This is a genomic window from Corallococcus sp. bb12-1 (assembly GCF_026626765.1).
Taxonomy (GTDB): Bacteria; Myxococcota; Myxococcia; order Myxococcales; family Myxococcaceae; genus Corallococcus; species Corallococcus terminator.
In genome coordinates, this window is sequence record NZ_JAPNJZ010000024.1 from 160147 (window position 1) to 179409 (window position 19263).

Annotated in this window: 17 protein-coding genes; 8 read left to right on the top strand and 9 right to left on the bottom strand. The window is 70.1% G+C overall.

Annotation, left to right across the window (positions count from 1 at the left end):
- Positions 1-67: 67 nt before the first annotated feature.
- From OV208_RS28255 to cglC, 6 genes are all read right to left on the bottom strand, one after another.
- Complete coding sequence (locus OV208_RS28255; protein ID WP_267577022.1) at positions 68-1300, bottom strand: hypothetical protein; 1233 nt, start codon at positions 1298-1300, stop codon at positions 68-70.
- A gap of 66 nt (positions 1301-1366) precedes the next feature.
- Positions 1367-1843: a Cys-tRNA(Pro) deacylase gene (gene ybaK / locus OV208_RS28260; protein ID WP_267577023.1), complete on the bottom strand. Its 477-nt coding sequence runs from the start codon at positions 1841-1843 to the stop codon at positions 1367-1369.
- Between the two features lie 5 nt (positions 1844-1848).
- Positions 1849-2991 carry a 5-(carboxyamino)imidazole ribonucleotide synthase gene (purK, locus tag OV208_RS28265; protein ID WP_267577024.1) on the bottom strand — a complete coding sequence of 381 codons (1143 nt, stop codon included), beginning with the start codon at positions 2989-2991 and terminating at the stop codon, positions 1849-1851.
- A complete protein-coding gene (gene purE, locus OV208_RS28270) occupies positions 2988-3491 on the bottom strand; it encodes a 5-(carboxyamino)imidazole ribonucleotide mutase (RefSeq protein WP_267577025.1) in 504 nt (167 codons plus the stop codon). The genes purK and purE overlap by 4 nt, the downstream gene beginning before the upstream one ends.
- 201 nt (positions 3492-3692) lie before the next feature.
- Positions 3693-5126 (bottom strand): vWA domain-containing protein, encoded by a 1434-nt coding sequence (locus OV208_RS28275; RefSeq protein ID WP_267577026.1) that lies wholly within the window; start codon positions 5124-5126, stop codon positions 3693-3695.
- Between the two features lie 105 nt (positions 5127-5231).
- Complete coding sequence (gene cglC, locus OV208_RS28280) at positions 5232-5732, bottom strand: adventurous gliding motility lipoprotein CglC (protein WP_267577027.1); 501 nt, start codon at positions 5730-5732, stop codon at positions 5232-5234.
- 270 nt (positions 5733-6002) lie between these two features.
- On the opposite strand from cglC, the gene OV208_RS28285 reads away from it, so the two are divergent.
- The 7 genes from OV208_RS28285 (at position 6003) to pcnB (ending at position 15395) form a co-directional block, all read left to right on the top strand.
- Positions 6003-6830, top strand: a complete 828-nt coding sequence (locus OV208_RS28285) for an outer membrane beta-barrel domain-containing protein (protein WP_267577028.1) — start codon at positions 6003-6005, stop codon at positions 6828-6830.
- Positions 6827-7720, top strand: coding sequence for an outer membrane beta-barrel domain-containing protein (locus OV208_RS28290; protein ID WP_267577029.1), 894 nt, complete (start codon positions 6827-6829; stop codon positions 7718-7720). Before OV208_RS28285 ends, OV208_RS28290 begins: the two co-directional genes overlap by 4 nt.
- A 2-nt stretch (positions 7721-7722) precedes the next feature.
- Entirely contained in the window at positions 7723-9720 is a 1998-nt protein-coding gene (gltC, locus tag OV208_RS28295; RefSeq protein ID WP_420715055.1) for an adventurous gliding motility protein GltC, read from the top strand.
- Between the two features lie 103 nt (positions 9721-9823).
- On the top strand, positions 9824-11128 hold the full coding sequence (locus OV208_RS28300) for an MFS transporter (protein WP_267577030.1): 1305 nt from the start codon (positions 9824-9826) through the stop codon (positions 11126-11128).
- A gap of 10 nt (positions 11129-11138) precedes the next feature.
- Complete coding sequence (gene plsX / locus OV208_RS28305; protein WP_120538377.1) at positions 11139-12173, top strand: phosphate acyltransferase PlsX; 1035 nt, start codon at positions 11139-11141, stop codon at positions 12171-12173.
- A complete protein-coding gene (locus tag OV208_RS28310; RefSeq protein ID WP_267577031.1) occupies positions 12170-13216 on the top strand; it encodes a phosphatase domain-containing protein in 1047 nt (348 codons plus the stop codon). The genes plsX and OV208_RS28310 overlap by 4 nt, the downstream gene beginning before the upstream one ends.
- A gap of 454 nt (positions 13217-13670) precedes the next feature.
- The gene (gene pcnB / locus OV208_RS28315; RefSeq protein WP_267577032.1) at positions 13671-15395 is read left to right on the top strand and encodes a polynucleotide adenylyltransferase PcnB; all 1725 of its coding nucleotides are present in this window, start codon (positions 13671-13673) and stop codon (positions 15393-15395) included.
- 85 nt (positions 15396-15480) lie between these two features.
- Here pcnB and dinB read toward each other — a convergent pair whose 3' ends face one another.
- A complete protein-coding gene (dinB, locus tag OV208_RS28320; RefSeq protein ID WP_267577033.1) occupies positions 15481-16683 on the bottom strand; it encodes a DNA polymerase IV in 1203 nt (400 codons plus the stop codon).
- A gap of 41 nt (positions 16684-16724) precedes the next feature.
- Here dinB and OV208_RS28325 point away from each other — a divergent pair, with 41 nt between their 5' ends.
- Positions 16725-17138, top strand: a complete 414-nt coding sequence (locus OV208_RS28325) for a secondary thiamine-phosphate synthase enzyme YjbQ (protein ID WP_267557138.1) — start codon at positions 16725-16727, stop codon at positions 17136-17138.
- On the opposite strand, the gene OV208_RS28330 is transcribed toward OV208_RS28325, so the two are convergent.
- Both OV208_RS28330 and OV208_RS28335 read right to left on the bottom strand, forming a co-directional pair.
- Positions 17119-18096 carry an RluA family pseudouridine synthase gene (locus tag OV208_RS28330; protein WP_267577034.1) on the bottom strand — a complete coding sequence of 326 codons (978 nt, stop codon included), beginning with the start codon at positions 18094-18096 and terminating at the stop codon, positions 17119-17121. The genes OV208_RS28325 and OV208_RS28330 overlap by 20 nt on opposite strands.
- Positions 18093-19211 (bottom strand): serine/threonine-protein kinase, encoded by a 1119-nt coding sequence (locus OV208_RS28335; protein WP_267577035.1) that lies wholly within the window; start codon positions 19209-19211, stop codon positions 18093-18095. The genes OV208_RS28330 and OV208_RS28335 overlap by 4 nt, the downstream gene beginning before the upstream one ends.
- Positions 19212-19263 lie beyond the last annotated feature (52 nt).

Below are 19263 nucleotides of genomic sequence, written 5' to 3' on the forward strand. Positions count from 1 at the left end.
AAAAGGACCCTTGCTGGAAGGCTCCACCATTCTTCCCGGGAACTGAGAAAGATGGCCTCAGGGGGCGCTACTCCCCACGAATCCGCTGGATTTCCGGCACGTTGGCGCCTTCGGAGGCCATCGGGGCGGCGTCCACGGGCGCCACCGGGGCGACTTCCACCGGCGCGACCTGGGCGAGCGTCACCTGGGCCGCGACCGCGTCCATGGCTTGCCCCTCCTCTCCCTGAGCAGTCGAGAGAGCCCGGAAACGACGCGCCAGCGAGGCCAGCTCCGCCGCCTTGAGCTGCGCCTGACCGCTGCGCAGGGACAACAGCGCCACACGCGCGCGCTCCAACAGCGCCACCTCCGCGCGCAGTCGCGCGATGATCCGCTCGCGCCGCTGACGCATGTCACCCAGCCGCTCCACCTCCTCGGCCAGCGACGCCGCAGCGACCTCCAACTGCCGGCGGGCCACCGCGTCGGTGCTGGCGCGAGCGCTCTTCTCCAGGCTGTCGCGCTCCGCCTGCAGCTCCGCGGTGGCGCGCTCCTCCAGTTGCGCTTCCACGCCAGCCCATTCGGACGCCAGCTCCACCGCGCCGCGCGTGATGCGCGCCAGCGTGCGGGCCAGCTCCTCGCGCGCAGGCTCACGGGGCAGCTTCGCCAGGGACTGACCGCATTGACGGTAGAGGGACAGCGCGCGTTCGGACAGGGTGTGGAAGTCACCGGAGAGCTGGGGCAGCAGCTCCTCCGCTCTTGCCTCCACCGGGTCGGCTGTCAGGCCCAGGTGCGCGGCGATGGCGCCCAGGCCCACGAAGAGGCCCACGATGCCACCCACCAGCACCGCCGACAGCAGCGTCGGCGTGGCCACGGACGCCAGATGCACGGCCACGATCTTCGCCACCACGCCGCCCGCAAGGGTGAGCCCCGCGCCCAGGACGGTGCCCAGGCCGTAGTGCACGAGGGTGGGGCGGGCCTCCGCCACTTGCCCTTCCTCGCCCAGCTCGTTGAGGCGCGCGCGCACCAGCAGGGCGCCCGCCGCCGCGCCGCTCATCGCCACCGTCCACCCGGGCGACAGGCCCAGGCCATAGGGCAGGCCGACGAGCAGCAGGCCCAGCCCGCTCAAGAGGCCCCGGTCCCACCGGTCTCCCCGCGCGCACGCCAGCACCACCGCCGCGGGGACCAGCCACGTGAACGGCATGGGTATGCCCAGGCGCAGCGTCACCCACTGCACGACCCCCGCCCCGGCGCCTGCCGCCAGCGCGCGCGTGACGGTGTGTTCGAAGGCTTCGCGGTGGTGGAATTGCAACACGGCGGCATTCATCGGGACACCCCGGGAACGGCCCTCGGGCCGGGAATGTCCTTCGAACGCGTGGCCCGCGAAAAAGGTCTACGCCTTGGGGCGCGACAGCGGTCCCGTCCTGCCCTTCGTCACGCGAAGGTAGTCCGCGGGGGCGAGGAGAATCTGCGTGCCGCGCACCCCCGCCGACACGGCGACGGTGTCGAACAGCTCCAGGGTCTCGTCCACGTAGACGGGGTACTCCTTCTTGCCCCCCAGCGCGGTGACGCCGCCCCGGATGAACCCAGTGAGCGGCTGCAACTCCTTGAGCGGGACGGTGTCCACCTTGCGGTCGCCGCTCAGCCGCGCCAGGGCCTTCAAATCCAGCTCCGCGTTGCCCGGCACCACCGCCATCAACACGCCGGTGCGGTCGCCCTTGGCCACCAGCGTCTTGAACACCTGTTCGGCGGGCATGCCCACCTTGGCCGCCACGGTCTCCGCGGACAAGTCGTCCGGGTCCACGTCGTAGTCGCGCAAGCTGTACGCGATGCCGAGCGAATCCAACAACCGGGCGGCGTTCGTCTTCACGGGCGTCACATCCCCAGGAGCGTGGCGGCGGCCTTCACGCGGGTGAGCGCGTCCTCGGGCGTGCTGCCCACCGCGGACAGGTGGCCCATCTTGCGGCCCTTGCGCGCGTCGCGCTTGCCGTACAGGTGCAGCCGGACGCCGGGCATCGCCAGCACCTGCTCGAAGCGGGGCCCTCCTTCGTTCAGCCACAGGTCGCCCAGCAGGTTGATGATGGCCGCCGGACGCACCACCTCCACGGAGCCCAGGGGCAGGTTGCACACCGCGCGCACGGCCTGCTCGAACTGGCTCGTCAGGCACGCCACTTCCGTCGAGTGGAAGCTGTTGTGCGGCCGGGGCGCCACCTCGTTCACCAGGAGCGAGCCGTCCCCCAACAGGAACATCTCCACCACCAGCAGCCCCTCCACCTTCAGCCCGGCCGTGATGTCGCGCGCCACCTGCGAAGCCTGTGACAGCACCGCCTCCGGCAGCGGACCCGGCAAGAGCGACCACGCGAGGATGCGGTCCTCGTGGTGGTTGAACGCGGGCGGGTACACCGCCAGCTGCCCATCCGGCCCGCGCGCGACGAGCACCGACAGCTCCGCCTTCAAATCCAGCGCGGCCTCCACCACCACGGAGCGCTCGCCCAGCTCCTTCCACGCGACGGCCGCCTCGGAGGCGCCCTTCACCTCGTACTGGCCGCGCCCGTCGTAGCCGCCCTCACTGGACTTGATGAAGCACTTGCCGCCCATCGCGGAGATGGCCGCGGACAGCTCCGCCTCCGAGTTCGCCTCGCGCCAGGGGCCCAGCGGGAAGCCGCCCTTGGCGAGCCAGGCCTTCTGCCGGCCGCGGTGCTGCACCACGGACAGCACGTCCGCGCCGGGCCGCATGGGCGTGTAGCGGGCCACGGCGTTCAGCGTGGCCAGCGACACCTTCTCAATCTCCAGCGTCACCACGTCGCACGAGCGCGCCAGGTCCTCCGCGGCGGACGTGTCGGAGAAGGACGCGGTGAGGCAGCGGTCCACCACCGAGCGGGCCGGACACGTGGAGTCCGGATCCAACGCCTGCACCTGATAGCCCAGCGTGCGCGCGGCGAGCGCCATCATGCGCCCCAATTGCCCTCCGCCCAGGATGCCCAGCGTGCCGCCGGGGAGCACCACGCGCGCCGTCATCCGGACACCACGCGGTGGGCCAGCACTTCGTCGGTGCGCGCCTGCCGCCAGGCGCCCAGCCGCTCGCGCAGCTCCGGGTACTTGAGGCAGAGGATGGCCGCCGCGTGCAGCGCCGCGTTGGCGGCCCCCGGCTTGCCGATGGCCTGCGTGCCCACCGGGACGCCCTTGGGCATCTGCACGATGGAGAGCAGCGCGTCGAAGCCGTTCAGCACCGTCGTCGGCATGGGCACGCCCAGCACCGGCAGGAGCGTCTTGCTGGACACCATGCCGGGCAGGTGCGCCGCGCCGCCCGCCGCGGCGATGATGACCGACAGGCCCCGCGCCTCCGCGGTGGAGGCGTACTCCATCATCCAGTCCGGGGTGCGGTGCGCGGACACGACGCGCACCTCATGCGGGATGCGCAGCTCGGCGAGGATGTCGATCGCCGGTTGCAGGTGTTCGAGGTCGCTTCTGCCGCCCATGATGACCCCGACCCACGGGGTGCTCGCGCTCGCCGCCATGCTGTCTCGCGCCTCCAGTGCGCCCTTCCAGGGCTGAAACCTGGAAGAACGCGGAGATAGGGCCACGCGATTCCACAGGTCAATCGCGAAGATGCCGCCTCGCGTCGACAAGGGGCCAGGGGGCCGAGCGTTCCCCACTCCAGCCCACCCGGCAGCCCCGGCCCGGCGTCACGCCCAGGTGACGCCGGCCCGGAAGACGGCTCAGTACGTGGAGCCCATCCGACCGAAACCCTTGAGCGCCTTCACCTTGCTGCTCTTCACGGCGGCGCGCTGGGACTCCTCGCTGTCCGCGTCGTCGTAGGCCTTCATGGACGCTGCCTGATCCGCCTGATCCTCGGCCACCGCCGCCGCGCCCGCCACGCTGCCGGCCTCCATGAAGAGCGCCTGGTTCTGGCGCAGGTAGTTCTGGGCCTCGTCCTTCTTGCCCTGGCTCATCGCCTCCGCGGCCTTCTGGAGGTTCTGCGCGCCGCGCGCACGGGCCGCGTACACCGTGGCCTCCTTGTCCTGGCGCTGCACCACTTCCTCCTGCACGTTGGTGGCCATCGCGGTCAGCCGGGACTGGTCCTCCACGTTCTTGTGGGCGATGAGGTCCGTGTACGTGAGCTTCAGCCCCGTCACCTGCACCGTCTGGCCCGCGGTGTTCGCGGTGACGTTGAGGCGCACCACCACGCGCTCCACCTGGCCGGCGGAGAAGTCCGGCATCGCCACGCGCACGGTGTTGCCGGCCTGGTGCGCGCGGTAGCCCAGCACCTCGCCCAGCGACGTGCCCGGAGGCAGCTCGAAGGACAGCTCCACGTTGCGCGCCACCGCGGTGGTGGCCTGCTGGAGGTCGCGCTGGAAGAGGGTGGACAGCTGGCTTGCGTCCTCCAGGAAGCCGTACGCACCCGCGCCGTACTCCGCGAAGGCCTGCATCAGGTCCTCGTTGAAGTCGGTGCCCACGCCAATGGAGCTCACCGTGATGCCGGAGGCGCGGATCTCCCGCACCACGTTCTTCAGGCCCTGCTCATCCGACACGCCCTCGGTGGGCTGGCCATCGCTCATGAGGATGAGGCGGTTGACGGTGGCGGAGCCCCCCATGGCGGACGCCAGTTGCGTGCGGCCCACGGACAGGCCCGCGCTGATGTTGGTGCCGCCGTCGTCCCAGATGCCGTCGATGAACTGGGCCATCCGCTCGCGGTTGGACGGCGTCGCCGGCAGCGACGGCAGGCTCTTCACATCCGACCCGTAGTGCACGATGGCCAGCCGGTCCTCGTCCCGCAGGAGCGTCACCAGGTGCCGCGCGGCCTGCTTCGCCTGCTGCAGCTTGTAGCCGCTCATGGAGCCGGACCGGTCGATGACGACCGCCAGGTTCACGGGGCTGCGCTTCGCGCCCGCCACCTCGATGCCGGTGAGGTCCACCGTCGCGTACGTCTCCGACGCGCCCACCGGGAGGTAGGGGTGCGACAGCCGGCTCTTCACGAGGATGGAGCCCGCGGCCCCGACGGGGAAGACGGGCGGCGGCGGGTTCGGCGGGTTCGGCGGCGTCACCACCACGAGGGGCGGGCGCGGGGTGTCCTCACCCCGGGGCAGGCCCAGCACCAGGGCGGTGAGGGCCAGGCCACCGGCCAGGGAGAGGAAGAGGACCGTTCGATTCATGGCAGGACTCCAGGGCGTGTGGAACGCGGGCCCTGCCTTTACGAACGGGACGCGCGAAAAGGTCTAACCCTTTCGCGCGAGACGACTGTTCAGCGGGCGCTTCCGTCAGTTGCCCTGCGCCTGGGGGGACGCACCGGCGCAGAAGTAGGGCGAATTGTTCTCCCCGAAGGTGTCGCGGTACTTCTGCTCGTCCGCCACGCGGATCGCGTCCAGCGTCGCCTGATCCAGGAGCAGGGGGCGGCACGCCATCCGGGGCGCAAGACCCGCGGGCGCGTCATCGCGCGTCACCTCGCAGCCCGTGGTCGTGCCCTGCACGCATTCCTTGCTGCAGTAGCCCAGGGCCTCGGCCGTCGGGTCGTCGCTGCGCTCGGAGTCCACGTCCCGCACGCAGATGAGGTCTTCGCAGTCCAGCGAACCAAAGGAGATGAAGTCCTGATCCGGCGCCACGTCCCGCTCCCGGATGGGCATGAATTTGGTGGAGTAGGTCTCCTGCTCCTCTGCCGTCGCCTTGCGCACCAGACGGCACGGCTTGCCCAGCTCGGTGGTGACCTCGCAGCCTCCCAGCAGGAGGACGGCGGAGAGGAAGAGCGCGGATCGCACGAACATCGTTGAGACCTCTAGGAAGGAAGGAACCGGGGGCGTGGGGGAAGGCGACACCCAGAAGCCGGAAACGGTAGCACAGCCCTCCTTCACGCCAACCACCGACGTGTGGGACGCCGGTCGGGTGGAATTGTGAAGGGACACCGTTGGATATCAGAGGGAGCAGGCACGTCGCGGCGGTTGATGGTTGGGAATACGGCCGATAGGATGGCGTGGCTGATGTCATGCTGCCTTCCGGTGGCAGTACGCCCCCTCCCCCCCACGGAGCGCCCGGACTTGAACCGCCCCACGCTGATGCTTGCGCTGAGCCTGATGTGGCCCGCGCTGGCCCCCGCCCAGAGTCAGGAAGGCATGGGCCTCGATCTCACCGAGGACGCCCAGCCCAAGCCTGCCGAAGAAAACCCCGCGCCGCCGCCGGACGAGGAAGCCCGGCCCGCGTCGCCGCCCACCGCCGACAAGGCGAAGGACATCCCACCGGAAGCGCTGATGCCGTTGACGGACATCACCCAGGACGACCGGGTGAAGAGCGTCCAGCGCAAGGTCTACCTGAAGAAGCACCGCTTCGAGATCACCCCGCTGGTGAGCATCTCGGTCAACGACCCCTTCTATTCGAAGTTCGGGGGTTCGCTGCGAGGCGCCTGGTACCTGGCGGACACGCTCGCCATCTCCGCGCGCGGCTCGCTCATGCAGGTGCTGCCGTCGGATGACGTGCGCACCGCCAAGCGCACCTTCAACAGCAAGATCTACAACTCCGTGCCCCAGTGGTCCGCCATGGGTGACGTGGAGTGGGCGCCGCTGTACGGCAAGGTGTCCTTCCTCAACTCCATCCTCCACTTCGACGGCTACCTGATGGGGGGCATGGGCGTCGTGAAGACGGAGACCTCCGCGCTGCCCGACCGCGGCCTCAACCCGGCCTTCGACCTGGGCCTGGGCATGCGGTTCGTCACCAAGGACTACCTGGCCGTCAACGTGGCCCTCATCAACACTTCCTACGTGGATCAGCCCCTGGGCAGCAGCAAGGGCGCCATCCAGAACATCATGACCCTCAACGCGGGCATCTCCATCTTCCTGCCGCTGCGCTCGACGGGGAGGGAGTCCGAATGAGGCCTGCCTTCCGTCTGCTCCTGACCCTGTGCTCGGCCGTGCCCGCGCTGGCTGGCGCCGCCGGCCAGGCTCCCGCCGCCGCGACCCCTGCTCCGGCACCCGCCGCAGCAGCGCCCGCCGCTCCGGCTCCCGCCCCCAAGCCCGCCAACGCCCCCCCGGCGCCGGCAGGGTCCCAAGAGGAGGAGGCCGGTGACGTGTCCGAGGTGGACAAGGACGCCCTGGGTCCCCTTCGCGAGCGCATCCGGCCGGTGTCCGGCCACATGTTCCTCAAGAAGGGCCGCTTTGAAGTCAGCCCGTCCGCGTCCATCACCATCCGAGACGCGTTCTACAAGAAGTACATCTTCGGCGGCTCGCTCACGTACTACCCGTCGGAGACGCTGGGCGTGAGCCTGCGCGCCGGTTACGCGGTGAACTCCGTGGCCGGCTCCGCGCAGATCTGCACCTTCACGGATGGCGGGGCGGGCGGCGACACGCGCGGCTGCCGCGCGCCGACGAAGGGTGAGCTGGACGGTCAGGCCCCCGGGCAGCTCACGCTGCTGGGCGGCGCGGACGTCCAGTGGGCGCCCATCTACGGCAAGCTGTCGCTGCTGGCGGAGAAGTTCGTCCACTTCGACATGTACGGCATCCTCGGCGCCTCGGTGGTGCAGTACCGCGGCCCGGAGACGAAGCTCGTGGACGGGCAGGCCATCGCGGGTGGCAAGTCCTACCTCACGGGCGGCGGCAACATCGGCGTCGGCCTGCGCTTCTTCTTCAACCGCTGGATGACGCTGCGCACGGAGCTGCGCGACCTCATCTACGTGGAGAAGGGCCGGGAGCCCACGCCCACGTACCTCCGCAACCAGATCCTCTTCGAGATGGGCCTGTCCTTCTTCTTCCCCTCCGGTTCATGAGCATGATGCGCACCCACCGGTTCCTCCGTCTCGCCGTCCTCGGGCTCACGCTCGCGTACACGGCCCCCACGCTGGCCCAGTCCTTCGAAGGACTGGATCTGGCGGGCCAGTCCAAGAAGAAGAAGAAGGGTTCGTCCGCCAAGAAGAAGACGACCTCCACCAAGCGCGGCAAGGGCAAGGCCGCGCCCGCGGAAGACACCGCGGACGCGGCGCCGGAAGCCACCCCGGCCCCCGCCAATCCGGCCACCCCTCCGGTGACCGCGACGCCCACCCCGGCGCCCGTCAAGCCCGCGCAGCCTGCCCAGAGCGGCGGCCTGGGCCTGGACCTCACGGGCGACAACGACAAGCCGCCCGCGCCCACGATGACGTTTGACGCGGTGGACGTGTCCGGCAAGACGGCGGACCGCCAGCGCCTGGACGCGGCCATCTCGCTGTTCAAGAACGACGAGTACGAGAAGGCGGCGATGGCGTCGCACGAGCTTCTTGGCGACAAGAAGCTGGAGGGCCTGCACACCGAAGCGCGCTACGTGCTGGCCAAGTCGCTCTACCGCATGGGGCTGTACCACTCGTCGCTGGGCGAGTTCTCGAAGATCCTCGCGGCAGGCCCGTCCACGAAGTTCTTCAAGACGAGCCTGGAGTGGCTGTTCTTCATCAGCCGCAAGACGCAGAACGAGACGGTCATCCTGGATGAGATCGCCCGGTACGCGAACTACGAGTTCCCGGAGAAGTTCCGCAACGAGTTCCGCTACCTGCTGGCCCGCTACCATTTCGTGCGCGGTCGCGCGTTGGATCAGGTCGGCCAGTCGGAGAACGCGGACAAGAGCTTCGAGGAAGTGAAGCGCCTGGCCCTGACCATCCCGCGCACGGACACGTTCTACCCGCGCGCGAAGTACCTGGAGGGCCTGGCCTTCTTCCGCAACGGCACGCACCACAAGGACGCGGCGGCCAAGCGCGGCAACACGGACGTGATGGCGTCGGTGGAGGCGATGAAGGAAGTGGTTCGCCTCACCCGTCCCATGGTGGGCCGCACCGGCGAGCAGGCGAAGCTGGACAAGTCGCTGCGCGAGCTGGCGTTCATGCAGTTGGCGCGCACGCACTACGGCATGCAGCAGAACCGCTTCTCCATCTTCTATCTGAACAAGGTGGAGCGCGGGAACGTGCAGTGGCTGGAGGCACTCTTCGAGTCCTCGTGGGCCAACTATCGCATCGGTCAGTACGAGCAGGCGCTGGGCAACCTCATCACCCTGTCGTCGCCCTTCTTCCGCGAGGAGTACTTCCCGGAAGCGCTCATCCTGAAGGCCGTCATCTATTACGAGAACTGCCGCTACCGGGAGTCCAACCTCATCCTCCAGGACTTCGAGCACACGTACCTGCCGGTGCACGACGAGCTGGACTCGCTCGTGAAGAAGAACATGGACGCGAGCGAGTACTACACGGTGCTCGCCGACGTGCAGAAGAAGAACAAGGACGGCCTGGAGAAGAACGGCACGGACGTGCTCCTGGAGCGCATCCTGCGGCTCGCGCTCACGGATCAGGACCTGAAGAAGACCAACGACTCCATCCTGGAGCTCGAGGGTGAGATGGACCTGTTCTCCAACAAGGGCGACACGTTCAAGTACTCGGAGCTGACCAAGCAGCTGCTGGAGGGCCTCAAGGTCCAGCGCACCAGCCTCATCTCCAAGGCCGGCACCATGGCCAAGGGCAAGCTGGAGACGGAGCTGGGGGCGCTCAAGCTGCTCCTGGCCAACGGCCTGCGCATCAAGTTCGAGACGACCACCAAGGAGAAGGAGTTCCTGGAGGAGCAGCTCAGGGCGGGCGGCCGCACGGCCATCGTCAAGAAGTACAAGTACTCCGTGGCGGTCGCGGACGATCAGCTCTACTGGCCCTACGAGGGCGAGTACTGGCGTGACGAGCTGGGCACGTACCAGTACACGATGACCAAGGGCTGCATCGAGCGCGACACGGCCAACCGCAACATCCAGTCCGCCGGCGCGATGTAGACGCACGGCAGGACAGGTGGGAGTCTCCCGGCCCGCCGGAGCGCTGTCACAGCGCTCCGGCGGTTTTCTCTTTTCGAAGGCACGTGGACGAGGGGAGTTCGAGTTGGCACGGGAGGCGTCGCTGCGGGTGGTGTTCGGCATCGCCGTCCTGGACCTCATCGGGTTCGGCATCCTGATTCCGCAGTTGGGCGTGTACGGTGTGCGCTTCGGGGCCTCGCCCTTCACGGTGGGGCTGCTCGTCGCGGTGTACTCGCTGATGCAGTTGGTGGCGGCGCCCATCATGGGGCGGCTGTCGGACCGGTTCGGCCGGCGGCCGGTGCTGCTCGTGAGCCAGGTGGGTTCGCTCGCGGGCTACGTGCTGTTCGCCTTCGCGGACACGCTGCCGCTCTTGTTCCTCTCCCGCGTCATCGATGGGGTGTCCGGCGGCAACGTGTCCACGGCGCAGGCGGTGGTGGCGGACATCACCAGGCCCAGCGAGCGCGCGCGGGGCATGGGCATCATCGGAGCGGCGTTCGGCCTGGGCTTCGTGCTGGGGCCGGCGCTGGGCGGCGTCCTGGGGGCGTGGGGCGGCAACCTCGCCATCGGCCTGTTCGCCGCGGGACTGTCCGCCTTGAACCTCATCAACACCTGGTTCTTCCTGCCGGAGACGCGGGTGCCGGGAGGCCCGTCCGCCACGGTGCGCTCCATGAAGGGCGCCGCGTCCGTCTTGACGCTGCCCGTCGTGGGCCGGTGCGTGGTGCTGGTGCTGCTCTTCACCGTGGCCTTCGCGCAGATGGAGGGCACCTTCTCCGTGTTCCTCCTCACGCGCTTCCTGTCCTCCGGGGCGGTGCCGCTGGAGGGCGGGTGGCTGGTGCACGCGGTGCATCCGGACGCGGCCGTCCTGAAGGAGGCGAGCCTGCGCTCCGGCGCGCTCTTCGCGGTGGTGGGGGTGCTGTCCGCGCTGGTGCAGGGCGGGCTGGTGCGCCGGCTGGTGGCCCCCGCGCCTGGCACCGGGCCGGTGGCACGCTCGGGGGGCAGGGCAGGGCGGGAGGCCCCGGTGGCGGTGGCGGGGTTCGCGCTGACGGCGGCGGGGCTCGCGCTCCTGCCGCTGGCGCCGACGTACGGGTGGCTCTTCCCGGTGATGGGGCTGTTGGCGGTGGGGTCGGCGCTGGTGAACCCGTGCCTGTCGGCGCTGGTGTCCCTGCATGCGCCCCCCGAACGCCAGGGCGCGGTGTTGGGCGCGTATCAGGCCTGCGGTTCGTTGGGTCGCATTGTGGGCCCGGCGCTGGGCGGCCTGCTATTCACCCGGTTGGGCCCGGCGGCCCCCTACGGAACGGGCGCGGTCCTGGTCGCCCTGGGGGGTGTCCTGGCACTGTCGTTGGTGACACAGGTGAGAATGTCGGGAGCGGGCGCCGAGCAAAGCTCATAGGATGGAGTCCATGGTGGGGAAGCCGCAGCACATCACCATCGCGTTCGACGTGATGGGGAGCGATCACGGCCCGGCGGAGGTGGTGCGGGGTGCGGCCCAGCTCTCGCTGGAGTCTCCGCACATCCACGCGCTGCTCGTGGGGGACCGTCCAGTCATCGACGAGGCCCTCGCCGGCATCAAGCACAACGGCGAGCGCATCTCCGTGCACCACGCGGCGGACTTCGTGGGCATGGACGAAAAGCCCGGCGAGGCGCTGGCGCGCAAACCCGAGTCCTCCGTCGCGGTGGCCGCGCGGCTGGTGGCCGAGGGCGAGGCGCACGCGCTGGTGTCCGCGGGCAACACGGGCGCGGGCGTGCTCGCGTGCAAGCGCCACTTCCAGTTGATTCCGGGCGTGCGCCGCGCGGCGCTGGCCACGGTGTACCCGACGCGGGGCGTGCGCGGGGCGAAGCAGGACCCCTTCAGCCTCATCCTGGACGTGGGCGCCACGGTGGAGGCCACCGCGGAGGACCTGGTGGCGTTCGCCGTCATGGGCAGCGCGTACGCGCGCATCATCTCCCGCAACGAGCGGCCCAAGGTGGCGCTGTTGTCCAACGGCATCGAGCCGCAGAAGGGCCCGCCCCGGGTGGTGGAGGCGCACCAGCGGCTGTCGCAGATGACGGGGCTCAACTTCACCGGCAACGTGGAGGGCATCGACATCCCGCGCGGCACGGCGGACGTCATCGTCACGGACGGCTTCGTGGGCAACGTGTGCCTGAAGATGCTGGAGGGCGTGCACGACACGGTGATGGAGCTGGCCCAGTACGCCTACAAGGAGAGCCTGCGCTGGCGCGCGGGCCTGGCCATGCTGTCCTCTGGCATCGAGCGGCTCAAGGACATCACGGACTGGGAGCAGTACGGCGGCGCGCCCATCCTCGGGTTCGACCGCATCTTCATCAAGGCGCACGGTCGCTCCAAGGCGCGCGCCATCGCGAACGCGGGCAAGGTGGCCGCGAAGGCGGTGGCGAACGAGCTGGGCACCGCCATCCAGGAGGGTTTGGCGCGGTGAGCCTGCCGGACCGCATCGACCCACGCCCACCGCGTCGCATCTACCGGTGGGACCTGGACAAGACGTACCTCCAGACGGACTTCGAGTCGCTGCGCGACCTGTTCCGCACCGCCTTCCAGAAGGCGCACGAGAAGGTCGCCGTGCCGGGCGCCTCCGCGCTCATCCGGGAGCTGGCGGAGCAGGGCGACTCGCGGCTGTGCATCGTGTCCGGCAGCCCCAAGCAGATGCGCGCGGTGCTGGAGGAGAAGCTCAAGCTGGACGGCGTCCAGTGGGATGAGTTCGTCCTCAAGGACAATGTCAGCAACCTGCTGCGCGGGCGCTTCCGGGCCCTCAGGGGACAGGTGGGCTACAAGCTGCCCGTCATCCTGGAGAGCCGCATCCACGCGCCGGTGGAGGCCGAGGAGGTGCTCTTCGGCGACGACGCGGAGGCCGACGCGTTCATCTATTCGCTCTACGCGGACCTCATCGCGGGCCGGGTGGACGAGCGCGTGCTGTCGCAGGTGCTGGAGGCGGGCGGGGTGTACCCGGACGACGTCGCGCGGGTGCACGAGGCGTGGAAGAAGATTCCGGTGGCGGACCCGGTGCGCCGCATCTTCATCCACCTGGACCGGCTGACGCCGCCCGCGCACTTCTCGGCCTACGGGCCGCGCGTGGTGCCCATCTTCAACTACTTCCAGGCGGCGCTGGTGCTGCTGGCGGACGGCCACCTCACGGCGCCCCAGGTGCTGAAGATCGCCGTGGAGATGGTGCAGACGGCGGGGCACAACATCATCACGCTGTCGAACTCGTTCCAGGACCTGCTGAGGCGCGGGCTGCCGCTGCAGCAGGCGGCCATCGCGCTGTCCCAGGCGATGGAGGGGCCCAACGCGCTGCTCAAGGCGATGCGCCCCGTGCCGGACATCCTGGCCGCGTTCAGCAAGCGCCTGGCCGCGCTGGGCACGCAGCCGCCTCCGCCCCGCGTGCAGGCGGTGGACTACGTGTCGCTCATCTCCCACGCGCTGCCCCGGACGCATAAGGGACGCTCGACGAAGCCCTCGACCTGAGCTTCTTCCTCCTGTCGGGGCCTTCCAGGGCTCCCGGGACAACTGAAGCCTGCCTGCCCATGTGGCAAGCGAGAGACCGGGGGCCTGCCCGGAACCGGGGGCCTGCCCGGATGGGGTGGGCTCTGACTGTTACCCCTGGCAGGGCGCCTTTCGCGGGCAGCGGGGCGCCCTGGGAGGGCTCTGGGCACCGGGTGACACCGGGAGCCAGGAGGGCGGGCGGGGGGCCCCTGGTGGACCCTCGACGTCCTTGAAGAATGTCCTTAAGCGCAACCCCCATGGGTGGGATGATGCGTGATAGACGGCTGCCCTTCCGAGGCGAATGACGCGAGACCCGACCCATCCCCCGCCCCCAGGCGGAACGCTGCCAGCCGCGCCCGGAGACGACGCGCGCGGAGAGGCCTCCTTTGAGGCGGCAGCGGTGGAGTCCTCCGGGTCCGCGCACGAGGTTTTTTCTATGTCTTCCCCCCTGGACCTGACGGGCCAGGAGGAGCGCACCGCGGCCACCGAGCCGGCGGACTCCTCCGCGCGTCCCAGTGAACCTGAAGCCCGGGCCCCCGAGGCCCCTTCCGACAACGGCACCGAGCCCTCCTACTCCGCGGACGCGGGGGACGACGAAGGCTTCGATGATGACGACGACACCGAGGAGGCAATCCCGGTCGACCCCGAGGTGAGCGACGAAATCCGGCGCGCCACCGAGGCCCTGAAGGCCGCGGAGGCCGAGGACGCCCTGGCCGCCGCTGAAGCCGGCGACGAGGCGGAGGAGCCCGAGGCCGTCATCTTGGAGCCGGAGCCCGCGGCGAACGAGCCGGAGCTCCAGGCGCCCACCACCACGCGCACCGGCGAGCCGGCGGAGATCGACCCGGACGAGATGGATCCGGACGCGCTCAAGGTGGTGCTCCGGCTGCACCAGCACGGCCACCAGGCGTACCTGGTGGGCGGCTGCGTGCGCGACCTGCTCCTGGGCAAGAAGCCCAAGGACTTCGACGTGGCGACCAGCGCCCACCCGAACGAGGTGCGCGCCGTCTTCCGCAACTGCCGGCTCATCGGAAGGCGCTTCCGGCTGGCGCACGTGTACTTCAAGGGCGGGAAGATCGTGGAGGTGTCCACCTTCCGCGCGAACCCGACGGAGCTGGAGCCCGCTCCGGGCGCGGCGACGGAGGAGGCGTCGGGTGAGGACCTGCTCATCACCCACGACAACGTCTTCGGCACCGCGCAGCAGGACGCGCGCCGCCGCGACTTCACCATCAACGGCCTGTTCTACGACGCCGCCGAAGGTCGGGTCATTGACTACGTGCGCGGCCGGCGCGACCTGGACGAGCGGTTCATCCGCACCATCGGTGACCCGGAAGTGCGCATGCGCGAGGACCCGGTGCGCATCCTGCGCGCGGTGCGCTTCGCGGCGAAGCTGGACCTGGACATCGAATCGCGCACGTACGCGGCGATGGAGGGCGCGGTGGAGGACCTGCCGCGTTGCGCGCCCGCGCGTCTGCTGGAGGAGACCTTCCGGCTCATCCGAGGCGGCGTGTCCGCTCCGGCGCTGAAGCTGCTGGCGGCGCTGGATGCGCTGAAGCTGCTGCTGCCGCCGGTGGACGAATACCTGCGGGAGAACGGCAAGGAAGGGGAGAAGACCTTCTACGCCTTCGCCCAGGCGCTGGATAAGCGAGTGTCGGCGGGCGAAGTGCTGGACGACGCCATCCTGCTGGCGACGCTGCTGGTGCCCATTGGCCGCACGCAGCCGGCGGAGGAGTCGCAGGACGAGGGCCGCGCGTCAGTCGCGCACGTCATCGAGGACCTGCTGGCGGGCTTCGTGGAGGCCGCGAGGCTGCCGCGCCGCATCGCCGAGCGCTGCCGCATGTTGCTCTTGATGCAGCGCACGCTGTCCGGGGAGCGCCGCAAGAAGACGGGCGCCTTCCGCCGCCATCCGCTCTTCAACGAGGCGCTGGCCGTCTTCGCGATGACGGTGGAGGCCACGGGCGAAGGACGTGAGGCGCTGGAGGCGTGGCAGTCCGGAGAGGTGCCCCCGCAGCGCGCGAGCGCGAGTGGCGCGGCGGACGCGGAAGGCCCCCGCCGCAAGCGCCGCCGTCGTCGTCGCCGTCGCACCGGTGGTGGGAGCGGCGAGGGCGGCTCCGGCGCGGAACGTCCGGCGTCGTCCTCCGGTTCCAACGGCGGCGAGGGGTAGTCGTAAAGAGGCCGGAGCGCTTGATGCGCTTCGGCTTCTTCCGTTGTGGGTCGGAGCGGTGAGCAGGGCGCTGATGGTTCGCGCCCTACCGCTTGGGCTTCTCCACCGGCCGTTCGGAGCGGTGGTCGTCATCGTCCGGTGCCTCCGCGCCCGCGATGTCCGCCATGGTGATGGCCTTGCTCCCGAAGCGCGCGGCGATGCGGTCCATCGCTTCATTCAGCTTCGAAGTCTTCGGCGCCGCTGCCGGAAACAACCCGAGCTGCGCCTCGTCCTCGTCCAACTGCACGCTGACGCCTGTGAGCCGCATCGCCTTGCCCTCGTGCGCGCGCTCCAGCAACTCCAGCGCCGCGCGGTAGAGCACCTGCCCGTCGTCCGTCGCCTCGCGCAGCGTGGTGCGCCGGGTGATGAGCGTGAAGTCCGCGAACTTCAACTTGAGCTGCACCACGCGGCCCTTCAGCGCTGCCCGCCGCAGCCGCCGCGCCACCCGCAGCGCCTGCGCGTGCACGTGCGGCTTCAGCGTCTCCAGGCCCGTCAGGTCCTCCTCGAACGTGTCCTCCGCGCCCACGCTCTTTGCCGCGCGGTCCGGCACCACGTCCCGCGCGTCGATGCCGTGCGACAGCTCCCACAGGTGCCTGCCGCTGGAGCCGAAGCGCTCCTCCAGCCACCCCATCTCCCGCGCCGCGACGTCCCCGATGGTGGACAGCCCCGCGCGCTTCATCGCCTCTTCCGTCTTGGGCCCCACGCCCCACAGCCGCGACACCGGCAGCCCCGCGAGGAAGGCCACCGTCTCCTCGGGGCGCACCTCGCGCTGGCCGTTGGGCTTGGCCAGGTCGGAGGCAATCTTCGCCACGAACTTCGCCGTGGCGATGCCCGCCGACGCCGGCAGGTTCAGCTCGTGGGCGATCTCCTTGCGGATCCGCTTCGCGATGTCCGCCGCCGCGCCGAACAGCCCCACGGACGCCGTCACGTCCAGGAACGCCTCGTCCAGGGACAGGGGCTCGATGAGCGGCGTGTAGCGCTCGAAGATGGCGAACACCTGCTCGCTGGCCTCCGCGTAGGCGGAGAAGCGGGGCTTCACCACCACCGCGTGCGGGGCCTGCTTCACCGCGCGCGCCATGGGCATCGCGCTCTTCACCCCGAAGGGCCGCACCTCATAGGAGGCGGCGACCACCACCCCCCGCTGTGCATGCCCGCCAACGATGACGGGCTTGCCCCTCAGGGACGGGTTGTCGCGCTGCTCGACGGACGCATAGAAGGCGTCCATGTCCACGTGGAGGATGGCTCGCATGGCGTGAGTCACTCTAGTGGCCCCCTCTGACAGTGCGGCCCATGAAGACCCTCACCGAATACCTCTGGTTCGAGACGAAGTCCCGGCGCGAGCTGGTGCGCCTCACCGACACCGTGGCGGCGCTGGTGAAGAAGAGCGGCATCCAGGAGGGCATGGTGCTGGTGTCCGCCATGCACATCACCGCGGGCGTCTTCGTCAACGACGACGAACCCGGCCTCCACGAGGACATCTGGGACTGGCTCCAGCACCTGGCGCCCTCCGGCCCCGACTACCGCCACCACCGCACCGGCGAGGACAACGGGGACGCGCATCTGAAGTCCATGCTCGTCCACCATCAGGTGCTGATTCCCGTCACCGCCGGCAAGCTGGACCTGGGCCCCTGGCAGCAGGTGTTCTACGCCGAGTTCGACGGCCAGCGGCGAAAGCGCGTCATCCTCAAGGTGATGGGGGAATAGCCCCGGCCCCGGCTCCAACCTCGGGCGCGGGAAGCGTCAGGCCATGCCGCCCCAGCTCCGCCACCAGGTCCTGGGGCAGGGGGCTCTCCACACGCACGGGCTCCTTCGTGACGGGGTGGGGCACGGTGAGCGAGCGGGCGTGCAGGAAGAAGCGGCCCAGCTCCGGCGCCTCGCGGCCCCCGTAGAGCGCATCCCCCACGAGCGGCGCGCCGATGCCGGCCAGGTGCGCGCGCACCTGATGCAGCACGCCGGTGAGGATCTTCACCTCCACCAGGCTGTAGTCCCCTGAGCGGCCGAGCACCCGGAAGTGGGACAGCGCCTCGCGGGCATCCTCGGCACCATGGGGCGCGGGCTCCACGCGGTCCGGATGGCGCGGGTGGTGGCGCAGGGGGACCTCCACCTCGCCCTCGTCGGCCAGGGGCCCCGTCACCAGCGCGATGTAGCGCTTGTCCACGGCGCGCTGGCTGAAGGACTCGCGCACGGCGGTCCAGGCTTCGCGCGTGCGGGCCGCGGCCACCACGCCGGAGGTCTCCACGTCCAGGCGGTGGCACAGGCCGCCCTCGCGCGGGTCCAGGGACGCCTGCGCGCACTCGGGGTAGCGGGAGACCAGCGCGTTGGCCACGGTGCCCGTCTCGCCCGGTTGCAGCGGGTGCGAGGCCCGGCCGGCGGGCTTGTCCACGAAGAGCAGGGAGGCGTCCTCGTGCAGGATGACCAGCGGGAAGTCCGCGTCGGGCACGGCCTCGCGTGTGGTTTCTTCCACCGTCACGGAGATCTGCTGGCCGGCGGCGACCATCAGGCCCTTCTTCGCGGGGCGGCCGTTGACGCGCACCTGGCCCTCGTCGAAGAGGCGCTTCATGCGCGCGCGGGACAGGCCCAGGGCCTCTCCCACGAACAGGTCCACGCGCTGGCCCGCCTTGGCGGCGTCCACGGTGAGGGTGTGCGTCGTCGCGGTGCTCACTCGGAGAGGGCCTCGTAGACTTCCTCGGCCGTCTGGAACCGGTCGTCCGGTTCCTTGCGGATGAGGCGATGGGCGACGCGCGCGAGCTGCGGGTCGCCATGCAGGTTGAGCGCGAGCAGCGGCGGTGCCTCCGTCTCCAGCACCTGACGCCACAGCTCGTGCGGCGTTTTCGCGTCGAACGGCGGACGCCCGCTGATCAGCTCGTACAGGATGACGCCCAGGCTGTACAGGTCCGAGCGCCCATCCAGCGGCTCCCCGAGAATCTGCTCCGGCGCCATGTACCGGTAGGTGCCCACGAGCTTGCCGTCCGCGGTGATCCCCGCGTCGTCGGCCAGGAACTTCGCGAGGCCGAAGTCCATCAGCCGCACCTGCCGGTCGTCGTCCACCATGATGTTGGACGGCTTCAGGTCGCGGTGCACCAGCCCGTGGCCGTGGATGTACGCCAGCGCCTCGCACACCTGGAGCATCGCGTCCTTCAGCCGGCCCATGCGCTCCGGGCGGTTCAAGTCCGCCATGCGCGGCGGGGCGGCGCGCGCCGGGGTGGACGGCTTGCGCGCCAGGTCGCGCCGCGGATCCACCGGCACGTCGTCCGAATCCGAGTCATCCTCCGCGCCTGCGCCGTGGAAGCTGGCCAGGTCCTCGCTAGGGGCTTCCTCCGCGAAGGCGTTCAGGCCGAACGTGCCGTCGTCGTCGTCCACGACCGAGTCGTCTTCCTCGTCCGGCCCGTCCACGCTGCCGAAGTCGTCGTCCTCGGTGCGGCGGATGGACAGCGGCGCGCGAGAGAGCGGCGTGGCGGAGTGCAGCTCGCCCGCGCTCACGTCCAGGTAGTGGCGCAGGGTGAGGCCTTCGATGAGCTCCATGGCTAGGTACGGCCAGCCCTCGTGGACGCCGGCCTCGAAGACCTTCACGACGTTGGGGTGGGCGAGGTCCGCGAGGGTCTCGAATTCGCGCACGAGTCTCCGTGCGGCGCGGTCGTCCAGGGACGGACCGGTCGACAGGAGCTTCAGCGCGACTTCGTCGTTCGTGCGGCGGTCCCGGGCCCGATAAACGGTCCCGGCCCCGCCACTTCCGAGCGTCTCCAACACGCGGTAGGGACCAATGGCCTTGGGGGGCATGGGAGCGCGGATCCTACGGAGCACGTCACGTCACGGTCAAACACCAGCGACA